Below are 17,623 nucleotides of genomic sequence, written 5' to 3'. Positions count from 1 at the left end.
ATCCTCAGAATCGCTTCTCTACCGTTACCCGCAGCTGGGTTTCGCCGCTGGCGACGGACATCCGGTTCTGCGTGCCGTTGGCGTCGCTGTACAGGCTTTCGGTGGTGTAGTCCTGGGCCAACAGGTTGGACACCGCCACGCGCAGGTTGTTTTGCGGATCGAGCTTCCACAGCGCATACACGTCCAGGTCGCGCCGCACCGACGAATAGCCGCCCTGGGTGCCGCTCAGGCGGGCCAGGCCGCCGTTGCGGAAGCTGAAATTGCTGCCGGTGCTGAGCACGCCGCTCGGGCTCTTGTAGTCCACGCCCAGGGTGGCGCTGATCGGCGTTTGCTGGTCGAGGCGGTTGTCCGGACCGGGCACGCTTTCCACGCGCGACCAGTTGCGGCTGACGCTGGCGCGCAGGTCCAGCGCCGGCGCCGTGTCCAGCAGCGCGCGCATCGGGAACTTGGCTTCCAGTTCGATGCCGCGGGTTTCGGCGCGGCCGTCGTTGATCGAGGTCGAGACCCAGCGCTGGTCTTCATACAGCAAGCCCTGGTGGGTGTAGTTTTCGATGCGGCGCACCGAGGCGCTGGCGCTCAGCAGGCCGCCCTCGCCCCAGTAATGCTCGATCGACGCATCCAGGCCCAGCGCCAGCTCCGGCTTCAGGTTCGGATTGCCGCGACGGTCGGGCTCGGTGGGGCTGTTGTTGGTCGAGGTGAACTTGCGCGGTATCAGCGCGGCGGTCGACGGCGCCTTGTAGGTGCGCGTCAGGGCCAGGCGCACCTGGTCCTTCTTGTTCGGCAGCTTGATCAAGGTCTGCATCAGCGGGCTGAGCACGCTGGAGCGCTGGCTCACCGCGTCGAAGTTGTTGCCGTCGCTGCGGGTGTCCAGGCCTTCCCAGCGCAGGCCGGTGTAGACCGACCACAGCGGCGTGACATTCCATTCATCCTGGCCGAACAGCGCCAGCCGCGTGACCTTGGCGCCGAAGCCCTCGTCGGTGTTGACCGGCGAACTGCCCGGCAGCGGCGCTTCGCGCTGGTTGCGGACGTCGTCGCGCTGGGTGACGCCGGCATCCCAGCCCAGCGCCAGCGCGTGCTCGGTCGGCGCCTCGCCCTGCCCGTCCGCCGGCGCGGAGCCGAAGGTCAGCGGCGTCGAATATTTGCCCTGGGTGCTGAAGCCGGTCTCCTTGCTTTCCGACACGACGGTGCGCGCCAGCGTCGCCGGCAGGCCGTTGTTGCCGCCAAGCTGGAAGGAATCTGCGGTGTTGCGGTTTTCGCTGACGGCCGCCTTCAGATCCAGCTTGGCGCCCTCGGCCAGCTTGTGCACCCAGTTCAGGTCGGTGCGGCCGAAACCGTTGTGGTTGCTGAAGGTGCTGTCGACGCGGTCGTAGTCCGGCGGCGCGCCGAGGTCGGTGGTGATGCGGCGGTGGCTGTTGCCGGCGAACTGGTTCAGGTTGAAGAACGATTGCGAGGTCAGCGTATCGCCGCCGTCCAGCGTCCAGTTGATGCGCGGCGACAGGTTGAAGCCGTCGGAGCGCCCCTGGTCGCGCGAGGTGGCCGAGCGGTCCAGGTTGGGGATGCCGGCGGCGTCGGTGCCGGTGTCGAACGACGGCGTCATGCGGTTGTACATATAGCGCCAGGCATTGCCGCCGAAGGAATACGACATCCGGCCGTCCTTGTCCGACATCTGCAGGCTGACGGACGGCGAGCTGAACTTGCTGCCCTTGCCCTCGCTGAACTTGACCTCGTGCTGGGCCGCCTTGAGCGCCTTCTTCAGCACGATATTGATGGTGCCGGCGATCGACTGCGTGCTGAACTCGGCGCTGGCGGCGCGCAGGATCTCGATGCGCTCGATGACGTCCGGCGCCAGGCTGTCGATGGCGAAGCCGGCCGGCGCGCGTTCGCCGTTGATCAGGATCTGGGTGTAGCCGCTGCCGAGGCCGCGCATGCGGATCTCGCCGCCGCCGCGGCCGGCGGCGCCGCCGACGGTGATGCCGGGCAGGCGCTTGAGCACGTCGTTGACCGAGGTGTCGCCGTATTTCTGGATTTCCTCGCTGCCGACGATGGTCTTGCTAGCGGTATCATCGCGGCGCGCGTCATAGCTGGCTGCGGCGCCCTTGATCTCCACCCTTTGCATGACGGGTGGCGCGGCCTCCTTGGCTGCCTGAGCCTCGTCGGCATGCGCGGCGGCGGAGAAACAGATGGAAAAAACGGCGGCGGCGATCGGCGTCAGGCGTGGTGGCTTCATGGCTCAGTACAAAGGGGGCAAGTTGTCAGACAAGTGGGGGAGCTTGCATTATGCCTTGGTTTATTAAAATGTTCAGAAAAAAACAAGTTCGGCGCGCTGTTTAGCCCAATTTCATAAACTGCCATGGAGGAAAAGATAAATGTGGGCGCTATAATGCGCGATCGTTAATTGCCAGGATCCCCTATCGTGTCTCGCCTTGCCGTGCTGCCGCAATACCTGCTTCCCAAGGGAGCGTTGACCAACTTCGCCGGCCGCGTTGCCGGCGCCAAGGGCGGGGCCATGACCACGCGCCTGATCCGTTGGTTTGTCGGCCGCTACGACGTCAACATGGACGAGGCGCTCGATCCCGACATCAGCCACTACGCCAGCTTCAACGAATTCTTCACCCGCGCGCTGCGCCCGGACGCCCGCCCGCTGGCCGACGCCGACTTCATCTGCCCGGTCGACGGCCGCATCAGCCAGTTCGGCGCCATCGAGGACGACCAGATCTTCCAGGCCAAGGGCCACAAGTTCAGCACCACCGCGCTGGTCGGCGGCGACGCCGCGCTGGCCGCCAAGTTCCAGCACGGCAGCTTCGCCAACCTGTACCTGAGCCCGCGCGACTACCACCGCATCCACATGCCTTGCGACGGCAAGCTGACCCGCATGATCTATATCCCGGGCGAGCTGTTCTCGGTCAACCCGACCACCGCGCGCGGCATACCCGGCCTGTTCGCCCGCAACGAACGCGTAGTCTGCGTGTTCGACACCGCCAACGGTCCGTTCGTCATGACGCTGGTGGGCGCCACCATCGTCGGCAGCATGGCCACCGTCTGGCACGGCGTGGTCAACCCGCCGCGCGCGCCGCAGATTTGCGAATGGCAGTACGGCGACCAGAACATCGTGCTGAAAAAAGGCGAGGAGCTGGGCCGCTTCCTGCTCGGCTCCACCGTCGTCATGCTGTTCCCGAAAGATACGCTGGGCTTCAACCCGGCCTGGCAACCGGCCGGCCCGGTGCGCCTCGGCGAGATGATGGCCAACCTGAAGAAGTAATCACGCCCCGAACTGCGTGATGCCGTCGTCAAACGCGGCCTGCAGCATATCGAGAAAGACCCGGGTCTTGGCCGGCATCAGCCGACGGCCCGGGAACACGGCCCAGCCCGTCACTGTCGGGAACGACCATTCCGGCAGCACCCGCACCAACTCCCCCGACGCCAGGTATTCCTTGGCAAACATCTCCGTCGACGCGGCGATGCCCACGCCCGTGGTGGCCATGCGCACCAGCAACTCCGGCGAATTGGCCAGCAACCGCACCGGCAGCTCGCGCTCCCATTCGGTCTTGGCGCGCAGCAGCTTCCAGCGTATCAGGCCATTCAGGCGCGGTGGCAGGCTCAGCAAATCGTGCTTGAACAGGTCGTCCGGATGCTCGGGCAGCCCGCGCAACGAGGTGTAGGCCGGCGCGGCATACAGCGCGATCTTGCTGAGCGTGACGCGGCGCGCGGCCAAAGACGAATCGTCCGGCAGATTACCCATGCGGATGGCCAGGTCGAAATTCTCCGCCACCAGGTCCACCCGGCGCGGCGACAGATCCAGTTCCAGCGCGATCTGCGGATAGTCGTTGAGAAAGCGCGCCATCACCGCGCCCATCGCCATATTGGCGAAATCGGCCGGCATCGACACGCGCAGCAAGCCGCTGGGGGCGCCCTGCCGGTGCTGCGCCAGCGCGCCGGCCAGTTCGGTTTCGTCGGCCACGCGGCGCGCGTGTTCCAGCAGACTGGCGCCGAACTCGGTCAACACCAGCTTGCGCGTGGTGCGCTGGAGCAGGCGCTCGCCCAGGTGCGCCTCCAGCAGCGAAATCCGGCGTGACACCGTCGATTTCGGCAGCTGCACCCGCTGCGCCGCCAGGCTGAAGCTGCCGCATTCGACGATGCGGGCAAACAGCAGCAGGTCGCCAGGATCGATTTCCACGCATTTCCTCCCTCATTGTTCCATCAGTGGATTAATGTTATCCATTTTAACGCCTTCCGCATCGAAATTGGAACTGCTAAAGTTACTCCATCGCAGCAACCAACCCGACACGAAGGAGCAACACCATGAACATCCTGCAAATCAATTCCAGCGCCCGCAGCACCGGTTCCGAATCGACCCGCCTGGCCGACGCCATCGTCGCCAAACTGCGCGCCACCCACCCGACCGCCGCCCTGACCCGCCGCGACCTGGCCGCCGATCCGCATCCGGTGATCGACGAGCCTACACTGCAGGCCCTGTTCACCCCGGCCGACCAGCGCACCGCCGAACAAGCGGCCCGCGTGGCGCTGGACGACGCGCTGATCGCCCAGGTGCAGGCGGCAGACGTGGTGGTGATCGGTGCGCCGACCTACAACTTCGGCATCACCGCCCAACTGAAAAGCTGGTTCGACGCGATTGCCCGCGCCGGCGTGACCTTCAAGTACGGTCCAACCGGCCCGGTTGGCCTGCTGACCGGCAAAAAAGTCTACGTCGCCCTGTCGCGTGGCGGCATGCACCGCGATGGTCCGACCGACACCCAGCTGGCTCACATCAAGATGTTCCTGAGCTTCGTGGGCCTGACCGACGTGCAATACATCTTTGCCGAAGGCCTGGGCATGGGTCCGGAAGCGGTGGCCAAGGCGCAAGCGCAGGCCGAAGCGGAAATCAACGCCGTTCTGGTATAACCGACGGGCGGCGCAGCAAACCACATAGGAGAGTGTCATGACTGATCAAGTAAAAAACGAACGCAGCGTAGAACGCATCATCCAGGGCCAGGCCGTCATGGACGGCGCGGGCGTCAAGATCAATCGCGTGTTGACGCAGCCCCTGCAGCGCCGTCTGGATCCATTTTTGATGCTGGATAATTTCGGCAGCGACCAGGCCAACGACTACATCGCCGGCTTCCCCAGCCATCCGCATCGCGGCTTTGAAACGGTGACCTACATGCTCGAAGGCCGCATGCGCCACAAGGACAGCGCCGGCAACGAAGGCTTGCTGACCAACGGCGGCGTGCAATGGATGACCGCCGGCCGCGGCGTGATCCATTCGGAAATGCCGGAGCAGGAAGAAGGCGTGATGGAAGGCTTCCAGCTGTGGCTGAACCTGCCCGCCAAGGACAAGATGCGCGCGCCGTGGTACCGCGATTTCAACGGCGCCGACGTGCCGGCCTACACCACGACCGACGGCGTGGCGGTGAAAGTCATCGCCGGCAACAGCCATGGCGTGGCCGGCGCGGTGCAGCGCGAAGTGACGGAGCCGATTTATCTCGACATCCATCTGCCCGCCGGCGCCAGCTTCAGCCAGTTGGTGCCGGAAGGTCACAACGCCTTCATCTTCACCTATCGCGGTTCGGTGAAGATCGGCGACAAGGACGTGGCGTCGGGCCGCATGGCGATCCTGGCGAACACGCCGGGCGCCGATGGCGTGACCGTGCATGCTTCCGAGGCCAGCCGCTTGATCCTGATCGCCGGCCAGCCGCTGAACGAGCCGATCGCGCAGTACGGCCCGTTCGTGATGAACACGCAGGCTGAAATCTTCGCCGCCGTCGAGGACTTCCGCGCCGGCAAGCTGGGCGAGGAAGCCCACGCTTAAGCTTTACAACAGCCGCCGGGCGTGTGACGCCCGGGGCTGTCTTCCCGTATTAGCCGCCCCTGCGCTTGTCACGCGCGACAAGCAAGCAGCGCATTAAGCGCCTGAGTCCAGCTTCCCTCTCGCGCGTCTCGCGCTTGTCCCTGTCAGCGAGCAGGCCGCGTAGTTGACGTCGAAGTTGAAAATTGTCGACCGCGTAAGCGATCAGCAGGACAGACACCGTGACGCCGCTGACTAACTCTCCTGCAAAGTGCCAGGAGGCCCAGGCCAGCACAGCGCAAAAAAGCCCTGTGATCAACAAAGCAAAGCGATCGACCATCACCGGCTCCACGCAAATTTGTAATTCTTCCGCGATTTCTGGTCTTGCCGATAGATACCTGGCCACTGCAACAGCACAGAAGGTAGCCAAGGCTCATGAAGATGATTGCTCTGTGCGTTTGTCAGCACGTCGGATATGGACATGCCGCCAGCAAACGAGCGCCCAGCCGCAACCGCAATGCTGCCAATCACGGCACCTGCGTAATACGATGCACGCAACGCACCCAAATAGATCAATTTTTCCAACCCGGTCCCGGCACCGATCAATTCAGCTAACGTGACATTGCGGCCAAACTGCTTAATCCCCGCGAGAATGACCGTCGCAGTCTGAACAGCGGTTCCGTTGCTGGCGAAAAGCGTTTCAGGACAATCCAACCCCAGACCGTCCATGTTTTGCTTGAAATACTTGTAAAAATCGGATGACATGATTTCCTCCGCTGAAGGACGGCTCGGTTTGCCGCTGGTCCAAGCATATATATCCAACGCTGGGGGCGGTTGACTCACATCATGGCCCCGCAGAGTACAGCGTCTCAGGCTAAAATGTGGCCATGATGCCCACACTAATCAAATGGCTGCGCTACCTGAGCCACATCCTCGGCTTTGAGACGGCCGATTCCTTCCCCCCCGGCCATCCGTACGAACGGACGCGCTGGAACGGCGCGTATTTCGACATCGCGTCGGACGTCAAGCCGGATCAGATTGAAAGCAGGCTGTGCGAGGCGATCGGCAACACGCCGCTGGTCTTCGGCTACATCACCAACCCCACGCCACGCATGCAGCGCGCCTTGCTGGCGATGTTGGAGGAGCGCATGCGCAACAACCGCGGCCGCGCCACCGAACTGGCCGCGCTGCTGGTGGCAGCCTACGACAGCCCGCACATCACCGAAGTCGTGCCCGGCCTGCGCGCGGCCATCGCCGCCACCCGCCACGAGGAAATGCCCGAGCGGGCGCGCAGCGTGATGGCCTTCCTGGGATCGATGCAGTCGCCGTTCGACGTTATCGAACTTAATTAGGCGACAGCCCCCGCCGGCGCCGCCGGCCGGGAAAAATTGCCCGGCACGAAACGGTCGCGCAGCTTCATGAACGGCGTCTCCACCAGCAGGTGCAACAGCCAGCCGGTCAGGATGCTGGCGGCGCTCATCAGGACGATGGCCTGCCACGAATCCGGCCCCCAGCCCGCGTCTTGCAACGGCGCGCGCAGCAGCACGCACAAGGTTTTGTGCGTCAGGTAGATCGCGTACGACCACAGCGCGATGCTGGCGGCGCCCGGCACCCGCAGCCGCTGCAGCAGCGAGCCGGGGCTGAGCGCAGCAACCAGCAGCAGCGAAAAGCTCAGGCCCAGCATCGGATAGCCGACGACCGTCATCGCATAGCCGTAATGGTCTTCGAGAAACAGCGCCCAGGTCAGCGCCAGCAGCGCCGCGCCGGAGGCCAGCGTCCAGTTGCCGAACGAGGTGATGCGCGTCCAGATGCCGGCGTGATGGTTTTTCAGCAGCGCCAGCGCCACGCCCGCCACCAGCTCGTCGAAGCGGCACAGCGACGAGTAATAGATCAGCGTGTAATAGTTGAAGCCGCCCTGCTCTTCCGGGCCGACATGGTGAATCCACAGATAGCCGCGTATCGCCATGCCGGCCAGCAGCGCGCCGGCCACCGTCAGCCACGCCAGCAGCAGCGAACGGCGGCAGGCGGCGATCGCCAGCGCCACGGCGGGCAGCAGGAAATAAAACTGTTCCTCGACGCACAGCGACCATGCGTGCGAAAACGCGGTGCCGGGAACCAGCGCGATGTTCTGCGTAAAGGTCAGGAACTTCCACAGCGGCGGCAGCACCAGGTTGCCGCGAAAATACGGCCACAAGGCATACAGCGCCAGCACCACATAAAAATTCGGCAAGGTGCGCAGCAGCCTCCGCGCGTAAAACCGTACCAGCGAAAAGCGCTCGCCGCCCGTCCCCTGCTGGCGGCGGATGCCGCCGAGGATCTGGTTGCCGATCAGATAGCCGCTGAGCGCGAAGAACAGGTCGACGCCGGTCCAGCCGATCTCGCCGAACCAGCCGAAGGTCGGACCGCCGCTGACGAACAACATGTAGTGATTGGTAAACACCAGCACAATGGCCAGCGCGCGCAGGGTGTCGAGGCCAGCGTTGCGGCCCGTTAAAGATGGATTCATGCCGCCATCTTAACAAATCATGGCGATATCAACATGGTAACAACGCGGTTGGCAAAGCTGAGCACGGCCGTGCTCTCCGCCGCGATCGCCACGTTGTGTCCGTGGCTGGAGTAGTAATCGACGGTGCCCAGCCGGATGCTGTCGATCGCCGCGCTGATGCCGGTGCTGATGGTGTAGGCGGCCAGCAGCATGTCCGGCGCGGTGACGAATTTCAGCACCACATCCTGTCCCGTATTGTTCAGGAAAATGGTCTTGCAAGGCTTGACCGTCTTCATCGACGTCTTTTCGGTGAAATCTATCGTCATCATCAGAGCACCCTGAACAGGCCCGCCGGGTAGCCGTCGTTGGTGCGCGCCAGGTCGACACTGATGCGCTTGCCGTCGTCGACCGGCAAGGTGGTGGCCGCCAGCTGCTTGAGGTTGTAGTTGGCGTAGTCGCGCGAGCCGTAGAACTCGGCAGACGGCGCCAGCCAGCTCAGCGCCGCCAGCCCGCGCTCCGTCATCGCCCGGCAGCAGGCGCCCGAGCCGTAGACGCCGATCTTATAGCTAGCCTCGCCCGGCCCGGCTGCCTGGAACGCCTGATTGATGCCCTCGAAGTAACTGGTCACCGCGCCGTCGATATCTTCGTCGCCCGGGTTGAAATCCACCGCGAAGTAGATCGCCGAACCGGACGGTTGGGTGATGACCGAGTGCGCCATCAGGTAGGCGGCGGCACCGTCGGCGCATCCCTGCGCCCGGCTGAAGTAGCTCAGATGGTCGCCGCCGGCCTGCCACAACGCGCCGATCTGGATGCTGGCGTCGGTCAGTGAGCGCGCCTCGGCCAGCGACAAGCTCTTGCCGGCATGGTGGCTGTAGTAACGGATGGCGAAGTCTATTCCTTGTTGCTTAATTGCAATTGCATGCTGCGTCAGTTCAAACGGCGCTTTCAGTCCAGTCAGGACAACCATGTCGACTCCTCAAAGTTGGGGGTGGCGTTTCCACGCGAAAATGTTAATATTTGCAAAAAGTGTAGTTATGAAACAACTGTAGTCATTTAGTATAGAAATGGCCTTCCGAAAACCTTCCGAAGACCAAGTCATTGATTTCTAAGTACTATTTCTTAGTAGAAGAAGGTGCGTGTGAACCACAAAAGCTTCCGTTTCGGGCAGTGGCGGGTCGATCCCGCCACCAATACACTCAGCTGCGGTGAACTCAACCGGCAGTTGGAGCCGCGGGCCATGGATGTTTTATTGTATTTATGCCACCACCCCCACGTGGTCATTTCCGCCGAAACGTTGCTGGACGCCTGCTGGGGCAACGTCGCGCCGAGCGACAACGCCATCCACAAAATCATCACCCAGCTGCGTCGCGCGCTGGACGATTCGGCGGTGGAACCGCGCTACATCGAAACCATCCGCAAGCGCGGCTACCGCCTGCTGGCCGAACTCAGCTACGACGACGACGTCAGCAATGGCAGCTGGCTGCACGCCTCGCCGTTCCGCGGGCTGGAAGCCTTCGAAGAACAACACGCGTCCATCTTCTTTGGCCGCAAGCTCAACGTCGACCAGCTGGTGCAGGTGGTGGTCGCCCAGGCCCAGGCCGCCTGTGCGATGGTGCTGGTGCTCGGCCCGTCCGGCGCCGGCAAGACCTCGCTGGTGCAGGCAGGCCTGATCCCGGCGCTGAAGGCGGGCGCCGCCCCGGCCGAGGCCGGCCTGGCGATCAGCGCCCACCTGCAGCTCGATTGCGCCGACATGGGCCAGGCCGGCCTGCTCGACACCCTGGCCAGCGTGCTGCTGGATGCCGAGTTCGATGGCCGGCAACTGTTTGACAACACCAGCGCGGTGGCCCTGGCCCAGCGGCTGGCGCAAGACCTGCCGGGCGTGATCGAGCAATTGCAAAAGCAAATGCCGGCGATCCAGCTGATGGTCTTCATCGACCGCTTCGAAGCCGTGTTCAGGCTGCCGCACGTGGGCGAGCAGGAACGCGCCGTGTTCATCAATGTGCTCGACCAGCTGGCCCGTTCCGGCTGCGTCCTGCTGGTGCTGGCCTGTCGCAACGATTTCTACCCTCACCTGTCCGCCTACCCGGCGCTGATGAATCTGAAACTGCGCGGCGGCCACTTCGACCTGGCGCCGCCCGGCAGCGCCGACATCGCCCAGATCATCCGCCACCCGGCGCAAGTGGCGCAGCTGCGCTACACGACCGACGAGCGGGGCGAAAGCCTGGACGAGCTGCTGATCAGTGCCGCGCGGTCCGGCCCGGACACGCTGCCGCTGCTGCAATACTGCCTGCAGGAGCTGTACCGCCTGCGCTCTGCCGACGGCGAGTTGAGCCACGCCAGCTTCCACCAGCTGGGCGGGCTCGAAGGCGCGATCGGCGCCCGCGCCGAACAGGTGATCTCGGCCCTGGGGCCGGCGCAGATCGCCGCCCTGCCCCATGTGCTGTCGCAGCTGGTGCTGGTAGCCGAGGACGAGGCCACCGTCACCTCGCGCCGCGTGCCATGGTCGGCGCTGCGCAGCGATGCCGAGACCAGGCTGGTGCAGGCGCTGGTCGACGCCCACCTGTTCGTCAGCGACCTGCAGGGCGGCGCGCCCGCCTTCGGCATCGCCCACGAGGCGCTGCTGCGGCGCTGGCCGCGCGTGGTGGCGTGGATCGAAGAACACCGGCAGACCTTGCAGGTGCGCAGCCGCATCAGCGCGCAGGCCAAGCGCTGGCAGGACAGCGGCCGCGCGCGCGACATGCTGCTGCCGTCCGGCACCCAGACCAATCAGGCGCGCCAGTTGCTGAAGACAGCCGGCTTCAGCTTCACGCCGCAGGAGCAGGCGTTTGTCCATGCCTCGCTGCTGGGCGTGCGGCGCGGCGAACGGCTACGGCTGACGATCACCGTGGTGATGGCCGGCCTGGCGCTGCTGGCCGGCGGCCTGTTCCTGATGGCGCGTTCGGCGCAGCAGGCGGCCGAGCAGCACCGTACCGAGGCCGAGGGCCTGATGGGCTACATGCTGGGAGAATTCGTCGACAAGCTGCGCCCGCTGGGCAAGCTGGACCTGCTCGACAGCGTCAGCAACCGCGCGCTCAAATATCTGTCGGACCCTGCAAGGCCTGATGACAGCGATACCGCATTGGCCCAGCGGGCCAAATCGCTGCAGGTGCTGTCCGAAGTCAAGATCGCGCGCGGCGATCCGGCCGGCGCCACCACGGCACTATTGGCTGGCCACGCCATCTTGCAACAACAGCTGCAAGCCAAGCCGGCCGATCTGGCACTGCTCAAGAGCGCAGGCGAAAACGCATTCTGGCTGGGCCAAATCCAGCTCGACCAGAAGTCCTGGGATAAGTCGCGACAATATTTTGAAGAATACCGCGGCTACGCCGACCGTCAGGCGGCCGCAGCACCAACCTCTTCCGATGCGTGGATCGAACAATCCTACGCACATAATAACCTCGGTACTGTAGCGCTGCGCAGCGGCGACGTGCAGCGCGCCGCCACTGAATTTTCCTTGTCGGTTGACTTGAAACAGCGAGCCTATACGCTAACGCCCGGCAGCGCAAAACTAGCGGCCGACTTGGCAAACAGCTTGTCTTGGCAAGCCCGCGCCCAGATACAGTTGGGGAAACTGGAGCAGGCTGAAAAGCTGGGAGCGAGAGAAATGGCTCTGCTGCAGTCACTGCACCACGATTATCCTGCAGAAATTTTGTGGGTCAACGGCTTGTCATCGGCGTGGTCGCACTTGTCCGAACTCAAGCAAGCGCAGGGAGATCTCAGCGGCAGCCATGAAGCTATCCAGCAAGCACACACGCTACTGCAGACGATCGTCGAGAAAGATCCAAGTAATCGTACGTGGCAACGCAATCTGTACATTGCAGAACTACGCGTCATCGAGACTGAAGGCGGACAACAACCATGGAAACAGATGCTCGCGCGTCTAAACAAACTGCAACAAAGCTTCACCGAATTAATTCGATTGGAACCCAAAAAGCTCAACCTGCAAGTCATGCTGGCTAACGTGCAGCAACGTAAAGCTGCGATCTATCTGCGAGAACGACAGCTTGCCGATGCCAGTACCAACCTCGGGCCTGCTGTCGAGAAGCTGCAGCAGCTGCATGCAGCAACGCCATCGGATCTGATTATCCGCAATGGCCTGGTCGACGCACTATTGTTGAACGCCGAAATTCTCGAGCAGCAGGACGCAAGCGGCGCTTCTGACAATTGCGAAAAAGTATTGACCGTACTGCGGCCAGTAATAAAAGGAAGTGCAGATTTCCACATCCTGGCTCCCTGGGTCAAAGCACATGCCTGTCTGAAGATGACTGAGCACGCAGCACCGCAGTTGAAGCAGTTGGAAGCGATGTCCTACCGCGACCCTGCTTACCTGCGCTACATTTCCACCCACCCATCGAAGAAAGCAAGTACATGAGCACTCTTATTCCATGCACACCGTTTATCAACATCCTGGTCAAGGTCAAACCCGGCAGCACGGCAGGCACCTATAAAGTCGAAACCGCGCCTGCGATTCCATGCATTACAGAACCCGACACGGTTATCAACTATCAGATCTTTGACAGCGGCAGCAATAACATCGTTTTTACCGGTATGAAGGTGCTGCCCGTCGATAACGGCCAATTAAGTGCCGCCACTGTAAGCGTCAGCGGAAAGCAATTGACCTTCAGTGATGCAAATACCTCCCCAATGACACTGAATATCACGCTCAACTTCAAGGATGAAGCGGGCGTGGAATTCATGCACGACCCGGAAGTTCAAAACGAACCGGAATAAGCGGCGACCAAACTCCCGCCTTGGCCACGCATGCACCAGCGCGAATGTCTGCAGGATCGCGCTGGCGTCAGCATGCGCCTTGGAAGTCAATGCCAGGCAGCCGAAGCCTCCACCGGCCCCATTTCATTAATCGCCACAAACCCGCCGTAGATGCTCATGAAAACATCGAGATCGATCGGCGCGGTTGCCGCCTTGGTGCCATAAGAATAGCGCACGACACTGACCTTGCCTTCATGCGAAATGTTGATCTCCTTCGCCATGACCCAGTGATTGGTGCCCGTGCCGGCAAGGTTCTTGATCGCCTGCGCGCGCGCCGCCGCCGTGACGCTGTCCGGCGCCACCTGCCCCATGTTGATATATGCTTGCCGCGTCGCATTGACGACTGAATCAATCGGATCGGCCGCCCCCAGCGATGACGCCAGTTTTTCTGTGATCATCAGGAACACCTTCCAATGGTTGGCCAGCATGGCGCCGGCGACGCCGAGGTTGACCATCGGTTCATGCAGATCCTTGATCTTGGCAAGACAGGCCGGCATGCTTGGGTGCGCCTGGACGACGCCATACCCCACCGCGCCCAGCAACGATGCGCCTATCCGGTCCAGCCTCGTCGTGAGCTTGATCGCATTGGCCCCCACCACCGTGCCGTAGTTTGCCTGCTTCAGCCAATTGACCATCTCATGGAAGGTCGTCCCGCCATACTGGGCGTGGTTGGAATCGAGGCTCTGGTCGGAATTGCGCACGCTGGCCAGCACCAGCCAATCCGCATCCGGTATTTGCACCGGGTTATGCTCCAGGATTTTCTTGTTGGGCTTGACCTCGATGGTACCTATCTTGCCGGTACCAGACTTCAACAGGTTATAAGCAAACTCTACATACTCGACCGGGCGCGTCTTGGCCAGATGCACGGCGAACGTCGCCGGACCGCAGAGGCCATATCCGGCCTGCTCCAGAAGGCGCGGCTCGAGTACCCGCGCGACCAGCTGCCACGCGATCATCGGAATGCTGAGCTGTGTGAAGTGCGCGGACACAGTGCCAAGCTCCACCACGCCAAGTATGCGCGCCAGCGCATTGACCTTCTGCGCCGCATGTCCTCCGGTGCAACAGGCCTCCGCCACCTTGATGAAAGCGATCCAGTCCTTGGGGCGCGCGGCGCCCGTGAACGGAAAATTCGTCATCATGTTGACAAACGCGGTGGGAGTTGTGGGACGAATCAGGGAAGCTTGCTGAACAACGACGCCAAGGTGCATGAAAAATTCCTTCCGTCCTAGAATTAAGAGCAATCAGAATCATGTCCGCTGGCAGCAGGCATGTCAAATCCTCAATACAACTCGCCGGCGTAAATCGGTATAAACTGCGGCTTTGCCACAGACCGGAATCCGCATGATCGACGCCAGCAAGCTGCAATTCAAATCCATCCAATACGGCGGCCAGCAGCCCGGCATGCGCCTGATCGTCACCGGCGCCGTGCACGGCAACGAAACCTGCGGCACCAAGGCCATCGGCCGCGTGATGCAGGAGCTCGACAGCGGTCAGCTGCTGATACGCAACGGCAGCGTGACCTTCGTGCCGGTCACCAATCCGCTGGCCTACGCCAAAGGCGAGCGCTCCGGCGAACGCAACCTCAACCGCAACCTGTTCCCGAATGCGAACCCGCAGGATTTCGAAGACCGCATCGCCAACTGGCTGTGTCCGCTATTGGCGCAGCACGACGTGCTGCTGGACCTGCATTCGTTCAACGCCGCCAGCGAGCCCTTCGTCATGGTCGGCCCGCGCAACAACGACGGTCCGCTGGAACCGTTCAGGCACGAGCAGCAGGAGCGCGCGATGGCGCGCCGGCTCGGCGTCAGGAGGTTTGTCGACGGCTGGCTGCGCACCTACGGCGCCGGCGTGCAGCGCCGCCTGCGCGGCGACAGCCAGCTTGAAACCGTGCTGCGCTACGGCATGGGCACCACCGAATACATGCGCAGCACCGGCGGTTACGCGCTGACGCTGGAATGCGGCCAGCACGCAGATCCGCAGGCGCCGGAAGTGGGCTACCGCGCCATCATGAACACGCTGGCCTTCCTCGGCCTGATCGACGCGCCGCAACCGCAGCCAATCGCCGACGACGCCATGGAAGCGCTGAGCATGGCCGCCGTCTACGACAAGCAGCACGCGGACGATGCCTTCAGCCGCCCGTGGTCCAGCTTTGACCCGGTCAAACAGGGCGAGCTGATCGGCACCCGCGCGGACGGCACGCCGGTGCTGGCCGAGTTCGACGGCCGCATCCTGTTCCCCGACAGCGAGGCCGGCGCCAACAGCGAGTGGTATTACCTGACGCGCGCCAACCCGGCTTTTTAAACGGTCGATACCTTCAGGCCGATGATGCCGCCGATGATCATCGCGATGCAGGCCAGCCGCAGCACGCTGGCCGGTTCGTTCAGCACCGCGATGCCGTAGATCACTGTGCCAACGGTGCCGATGCCGGTCCATATCGCGTAGGCCGTTCCCAGCGGCAGCGCGCGCAGCGCCAGGCCCAGCAGGCCGACGCTGCCGGCCATCGCCGACAAGGTCAGCACCGTCGGCACCAGCTTGCTGAAGCCGTCGGTGTATTTGAGTCCGACCGCCCATGCCACTTCCAGCAGGCCAGCCAGGATGAGGATAATCCAGGTCATTATTAGTGTCTCCATTCCAGGGCCGAAACTATATCATCAGCAACAAATGGGTGATAATGTTCCTTCAACTACAAGAAGAGGAGCGCCCATGCAGTTACTGGCACAGATTGTCACCGGCCTGGTGGCACTGATACACGTCTACATCGTTTTACTGGAAACCGTGCTGTTCCAGACGCGCGGCCGTCGCGTGTTCGGCTTGAGCCAGGAAAAGGCCGATATTGTGCAGCCGGCCATGTCCAACCAGGGCTGCTACAACGGCTTCCTGGTCGCCGCGCTGGTGGTGGGATTCGTACATCCGGTTCCGGCGATCGCTTCCGCGTTCACGGTGTTCGGCCTGAGCTGCGTGGCCGTGGCCGGCGTGTGGGGCGGGCTGACCGTCAAGCGCTCGATCCTGCTGATCCAGACGCTGCCGGCCCTGATCGGCCTGGCCCTGCACTTCGCCGCCTAAACCGACGGTTTGCCGCCGGACAGCGGCGGCAGTTTAATCGCTTCGATCACCACCGGGGCGGTTTCGGCCGGCGGCTTGGCGCCGGTGCCGCGCAGGGCCAGCAGCCAGCCGATGCCGTCGAACCAGAACGGCGCGCCCAGCGACGAGGCGAACGCGGTGACGATCCAGCCCATCAACGCGAACGCCAGCGCCGCCAGGAAGGCGCCCACGCTCTTGCCGCGGGCGCCTTCAAACCGCGGCGACGGCCAGCCTATCGGCAACGCCTGTACCGCCTGCACATCTTTTTTGACTTCCATGGCCTTGACCAGCGGGGCCGCGGGCGGCGCGCCGGCGGGCGCCGCGGGCGGCGGCGTCATGCGGCCGCCCGCGACGCTGTCCGCGCCCTGCTGCGCCAGCCTGGCTGACGCGCCGTCGTCGCGCCATAGCCGCTGGCTTAGGTCCAGCGCGTCGATATTCATCGCGCACGCATAAAACAGCCCGACGCAAAACAGCACGAACTGCGAGCGCCGCTTGTACCAGCCGGTGATGCGCTCCATAACCGTCTCATACCAGATACGCACGGCGTTCTCCAGCGCCGCCAGGTCGTCCGGCCCCTCGCCCATAATCGCCAGCAAGGTACGGCTCAATCCTTCGTTGCCGACATTGGCCAGCAGGATGGCGGCCGTTTGCGCCTTGCCGTATCTGGTCGTCAACGTGGAGACAAAGGCGCGCGCGAAAATCGACGAGGGAATATACGACGGCATGCGTCCCTGTTGTGCCATGCCGGTGATCAGGGGATGCGTCATGACGGCGGCCGACAGCGAATGCGCGCCCAGCCGGGCCAGCCCGAAGCCGTCGTCGCGCCGCAGGAAACGCTTGATCGACGGCACGATGCCGCGCAGGCGCGGCTTGCCGCCCTGCTCGTGCAGCAGCGTCAGCACACCGTCCAGCAGCACCTTGGCGCGGGTCTGGAACAGCGAGGCGATCGCCTCGCGCGTGGCGCTGCACAGCAGGCTCACCGCCAGGAAGGTGTAGGACAGCCCGATCGCCACATCCAGATAATGACTGGTCATATGAGCCTCGTTAGGATTCAAACAATGTTCCCGTAACATAAAGGATTTTTCGGCCGCCAGCACGTTTTTCTTTTATATCGTAAGATAACGATATTGAAATCGGAAAAACACGATCTATATATCGTTACATGCAGATGGACATAGACGCTATACACAAAGCCCTCGCCAACCCGATGCGGCGCCAGATCCTGGCGTGGCTGAAGGAACCCGAGGTGTATTTCGCCGACCAGCAGCATCCGCTGAGCCTGGGCGTGTGCGCCGGTCTGATCGACCGCCGCTGCGAACTGTCGCAGTCGACCGTGTCGGCGCATCTGGCCACCCTGCTCAAGGCCGGCCTGATCACCTCGCACCGCGTCGGCCAGTGGAATTACTTCAAACGCGATGAAGCCCTTATCCAGGCTTTCATCGATCAAATGTCACTATAGGAAACTT

19 protein-coding genes are annotated in these 17,623 nt (G+C 63.0%); 9 read left to right on the top strand and 10 right to left on the bottom strand.

The features are described 5' to 3' along the window. Window positions 1-4: 4 nt before the first annotated feature. Window positions 5-2,227, bottom strand: coding sequence for a TonB-dependent receptor plug domain-containing protein (locus ACSQ3S_RS13905; RefSeq protein ID WP_436142718.1), 2,223 nt, complete (start codon window positions 2,225-2,227; stop codon window positions 5-7). Window positions 2,228-2,410: 183 nt separating this feature from the next. Here ACSQ3S_RS13905 and asd point away from each other — a divergent pair, with 183 nt between their 5' ends. Further along, window positions 2,411-3,259 (top strand): archaetidylserine decarboxylase, encoded by an 849-nt coding sequence (gene asd, locus ACSQ3S_RS13900; RefSeq protein WP_176651203.1) that lies wholly within the window; start codon window positions 2,411-2,413, stop codon window positions 3,257-3,259. Here the strand turns inward: asd and ACSQ3S_RS13895 are convergent, their stop codons facing one another. After that, window positions 3,260-4,174 carry a LysR family transcriptional regulator gene (locus tag ACSQ3S_RS13895; RefSeq protein WP_436142717.1) on the bottom strand — a complete coding sequence of 305 codons (915 nt, stop codon included), beginning with the start codon at window positions 4,172-4,174 and terminating at the stop codon, window positions 3,260-3,262. Window positions 4,175-4,299: 125 nt separating this feature from the next. Here ACSQ3S_RS13895 and ACSQ3S_RS13890 point away from each other — a divergent pair, with 125 nt between their 5' ends. Together ACSQ3S_RS13890 and ACSQ3S_RS13885 are read left to right on the top strand one after the other, a co-directional pair. Then, complete coding sequence (locus ACSQ3S_RS13890) at window positions 4,300-4,899, top strand: FMN-dependent NADH-azoreductase (RefSeq protein ID WP_353404836.1); 600 nt, start codon at window positions 4,300-4,302, stop codon at window positions 4,897-4,899. A gap of 37 nt (window positions 4,900-4,936) precedes the next feature. After that, entirely contained in the window at window positions 4,937-5,806 is an 870-nt protein-coding gene (locus ACSQ3S_RS13885; protein WP_176650163.1) for a pirin family protein, read from the top strand. Window positions 5,807-5,855: 49 nt separating this feature from the next. Here the strand turns inward: ACSQ3S_RS13885 and ACSQ3S_RS13880 are convergent, their stop codons facing one another. Together ACSQ3S_RS13880 and ACSQ3S_RS13875 are read right to left on the bottom strand one after the other, a co-directional pair. Next, entirely contained in the window at window positions 5,856-6,122 is a 267-nt protein-coding gene (locus tag ACSQ3S_RS13880) for a hypothetical protein (RefSeq protein ID WP_353404834.1), read from the bottom strand. Beyond that, window positions 6,122-6,547: a hypothetical protein gene (locus ACSQ3S_RS13875; RefSeq protein WP_353404833.1), complete on the bottom strand. Its 426-nt coding sequence runs from the start codon at window positions 6,545-6,547 to the stop codon at window positions 6,122-6,124. Before ACSQ3S_RS13875 ends, ACSQ3S_RS13880 begins: the two co-directional genes overlap by 1 nt. Window positions 6,548-6,669: 122 nt before the next feature. Here ACSQ3S_RS13875 and ACSQ3S_RS13870 point away from each other — a divergent pair, with 122 nt between their 5' ends. Next, on the top strand, window positions 6,670-7,134 hold the full coding sequence (locus tag ACSQ3S_RS13870; RefSeq protein ID WP_353404832.1) for a hypothetical protein: 465 nt from the start codon (window positions 6,670-6,672) through the stop codon (window positions 7,132-7,134). Here the strand turns inward: ACSQ3S_RS13870 and ACSQ3S_RS13865 are convergent. Genes ACSQ3S_RS13865 through ACSQ3S_RS13855 form a run of 3 tightly spaced genes read right to left on the bottom strand, consistent with a single transcriptional unit; the run spans window position 7,131 to window position 9,234 of the window. Beyond that, a complete protein-coding gene (locus tag ACSQ3S_RS13865; protein WP_436142716.1) occupies window positions 7,131-8,288 on the bottom strand; it encodes an acyltransferase family protein in 1,158 nt (385 codons plus the stop codon). The two genes, ACSQ3S_RS13870 and ACSQ3S_RS13865, sit on opposite strands and share 4 nt — an antisense overlap. 17 nt (window positions 8,289-8,305) lie before the next feature. Continuing rightward, window positions 8,306-8,596, bottom strand: coding sequence for a hypothetical protein (locus ACSQ3S_RS13860; RefSeq protein WP_176650158.1), 291 nt, complete (start codon window positions 8,594-8,596; stop codon window positions 8,306-8,308). Then, window positions 8,596-9,234 (bottom strand): DUF1906 domain-containing protein, encoded by a 639-nt coding sequence (locus tag ACSQ3S_RS13855; protein ID WP_176650157.1) that lies wholly within the window; start codon window positions 9,232-9,234, stop codon window positions 8,596-8,598. The genes ACSQ3S_RS13860 and ACSQ3S_RS13855 overlap by 1 nt, the downstream gene beginning before the upstream one ends. Window positions 9,235-9,399: 165 nt before the next feature. On the opposite strand from ACSQ3S_RS13855, the gene ACSQ3S_RS13850 reads away from it, so the two are divergent. Both ACSQ3S_RS13850 and ACSQ3S_RS13845 read left to right on the top strand, forming a co-directional pair. After that, complete coding sequence (locus ACSQ3S_RS13850) at window positions 9,400-12,678, top strand: winged helix-turn-helix domain-containing protein (protein ID WP_436142715.1); 3,279 nt, start codon at window positions 9,400-9,402, stop codon at window positions 12,676-12,678. Beyond that, window positions 12,675-13,037 carry a hypothetical protein gene (locus tag ACSQ3S_RS13845; protein WP_436142714.1) on the top strand — a complete coding sequence of 121 codons (363 nt, stop codon included), beginning with the start codon at window positions 12,675-12,677 and terminating at the stop codon, window positions 13,035-13,037. The genes ACSQ3S_RS13850 and ACSQ3S_RS13845 overlap by 4 nt, the downstream gene beginning before the upstream one ends. A gap of 86 nt (window positions 13,038-13,123) precedes the next feature. Here the strand turns inward: ACSQ3S_RS13845 and ACSQ3S_RS13840 are convergent, their stop codons facing one another. After that, window positions 13,124-14,284 carry a hypothetical protein gene (locus ACSQ3S_RS13840; RefSeq protein ID WP_436142713.1) on the bottom strand — a complete coding sequence of 387 codons (1,161 nt, stop codon included), beginning with the start codon at window positions 14,282-14,284 and terminating at the stop codon, window positions 13,124-13,126. Window positions 14,285-14,417: 133 nt separating this feature from the next. On the opposite strand from ACSQ3S_RS13840, the gene ACSQ3S_RS13835 reads away from it, so the two are divergent. Continuing rightward, window positions 14,418-15,377, top strand: coding sequence for a succinylglutamate desuccinylase (locus tag ACSQ3S_RS13835; RefSeq protein WP_436142712.1), 960 nt, complete (start codon window positions 14,418-14,420; stop codon window positions 15,375-15,377). On the opposite strand, the gene sugE is transcribed toward ACSQ3S_RS13835, so the two are convergent. Beyond that, window positions 15,374-15,691, bottom strand: coding sequence for a quaternary ammonium compound efflux SMR transporter SugE (sugE, locus tag ACSQ3S_RS13830; RefSeq protein WP_436142711.1), 318 nt, complete (start codon window positions 15,689-15,691; stop codon window positions 15,374-15,376). The two genes, ACSQ3S_RS13835 and sugE, sit on opposite strands and share 4 nt — an antisense overlap. Before the next feature lie 88 nt (window positions 15,692-15,779). On the opposite strand from sugE, the gene ACSQ3S_RS13825 reads away from it, so the two are divergent. After that, window positions 15,780-16,139 (top strand): DUF1304 domain-containing protein, encoded by a 360-nt coding sequence (locus tag ACSQ3S_RS13825; protein ID WP_413447905.1) that lies wholly within the window; start codon window positions 15,780-15,782, stop codon window positions 16,137-16,139. Here the strand turns inward: ACSQ3S_RS13825 and ACSQ3S_RS13820 are convergent. Next, window positions 16,136-17,191, bottom strand: a complete 1,056-nt coding sequence (locus tag ACSQ3S_RS13820; RefSeq protein WP_436142710.1) for a hypothetical protein — start codon at window positions 17,189-17,191, stop codon at window positions 16,136-16,138. The two genes, ACSQ3S_RS13825 and ACSQ3S_RS13820, sit on opposite strands and share 4 nt — an antisense overlap. Window positions 17,192-17,319: 128 nt before the next feature. On the opposite strand from ACSQ3S_RS13820, the gene ACSQ3S_RS13815 reads away from it, so the two are divergent. Further along, a complete protein-coding gene (locus ACSQ3S_RS13815) occupies window positions 17,320-17,616 on the top strand; it encodes an ArsR/SmtB family transcription factor (RefSeq protein ID WP_353404823.1) in 297 nt (98 codons plus the stop codon). Window positions 17,617-17,623 lie beyond the last annotated feature (7 nt).

It is taken from the genome of Duganella sp. LjRoot269 (assembly GCF_964254095.1).
Lineage (GTDB): Bacteria > Pseudomonadota > Gammaproteobacteria > Burkholderiales > Burkholderiaceae_D > Rugamonas > Rugamonas hordei.
This window is presented reverse-complemented; position numbering and strand designations above follow the sequence as displayed.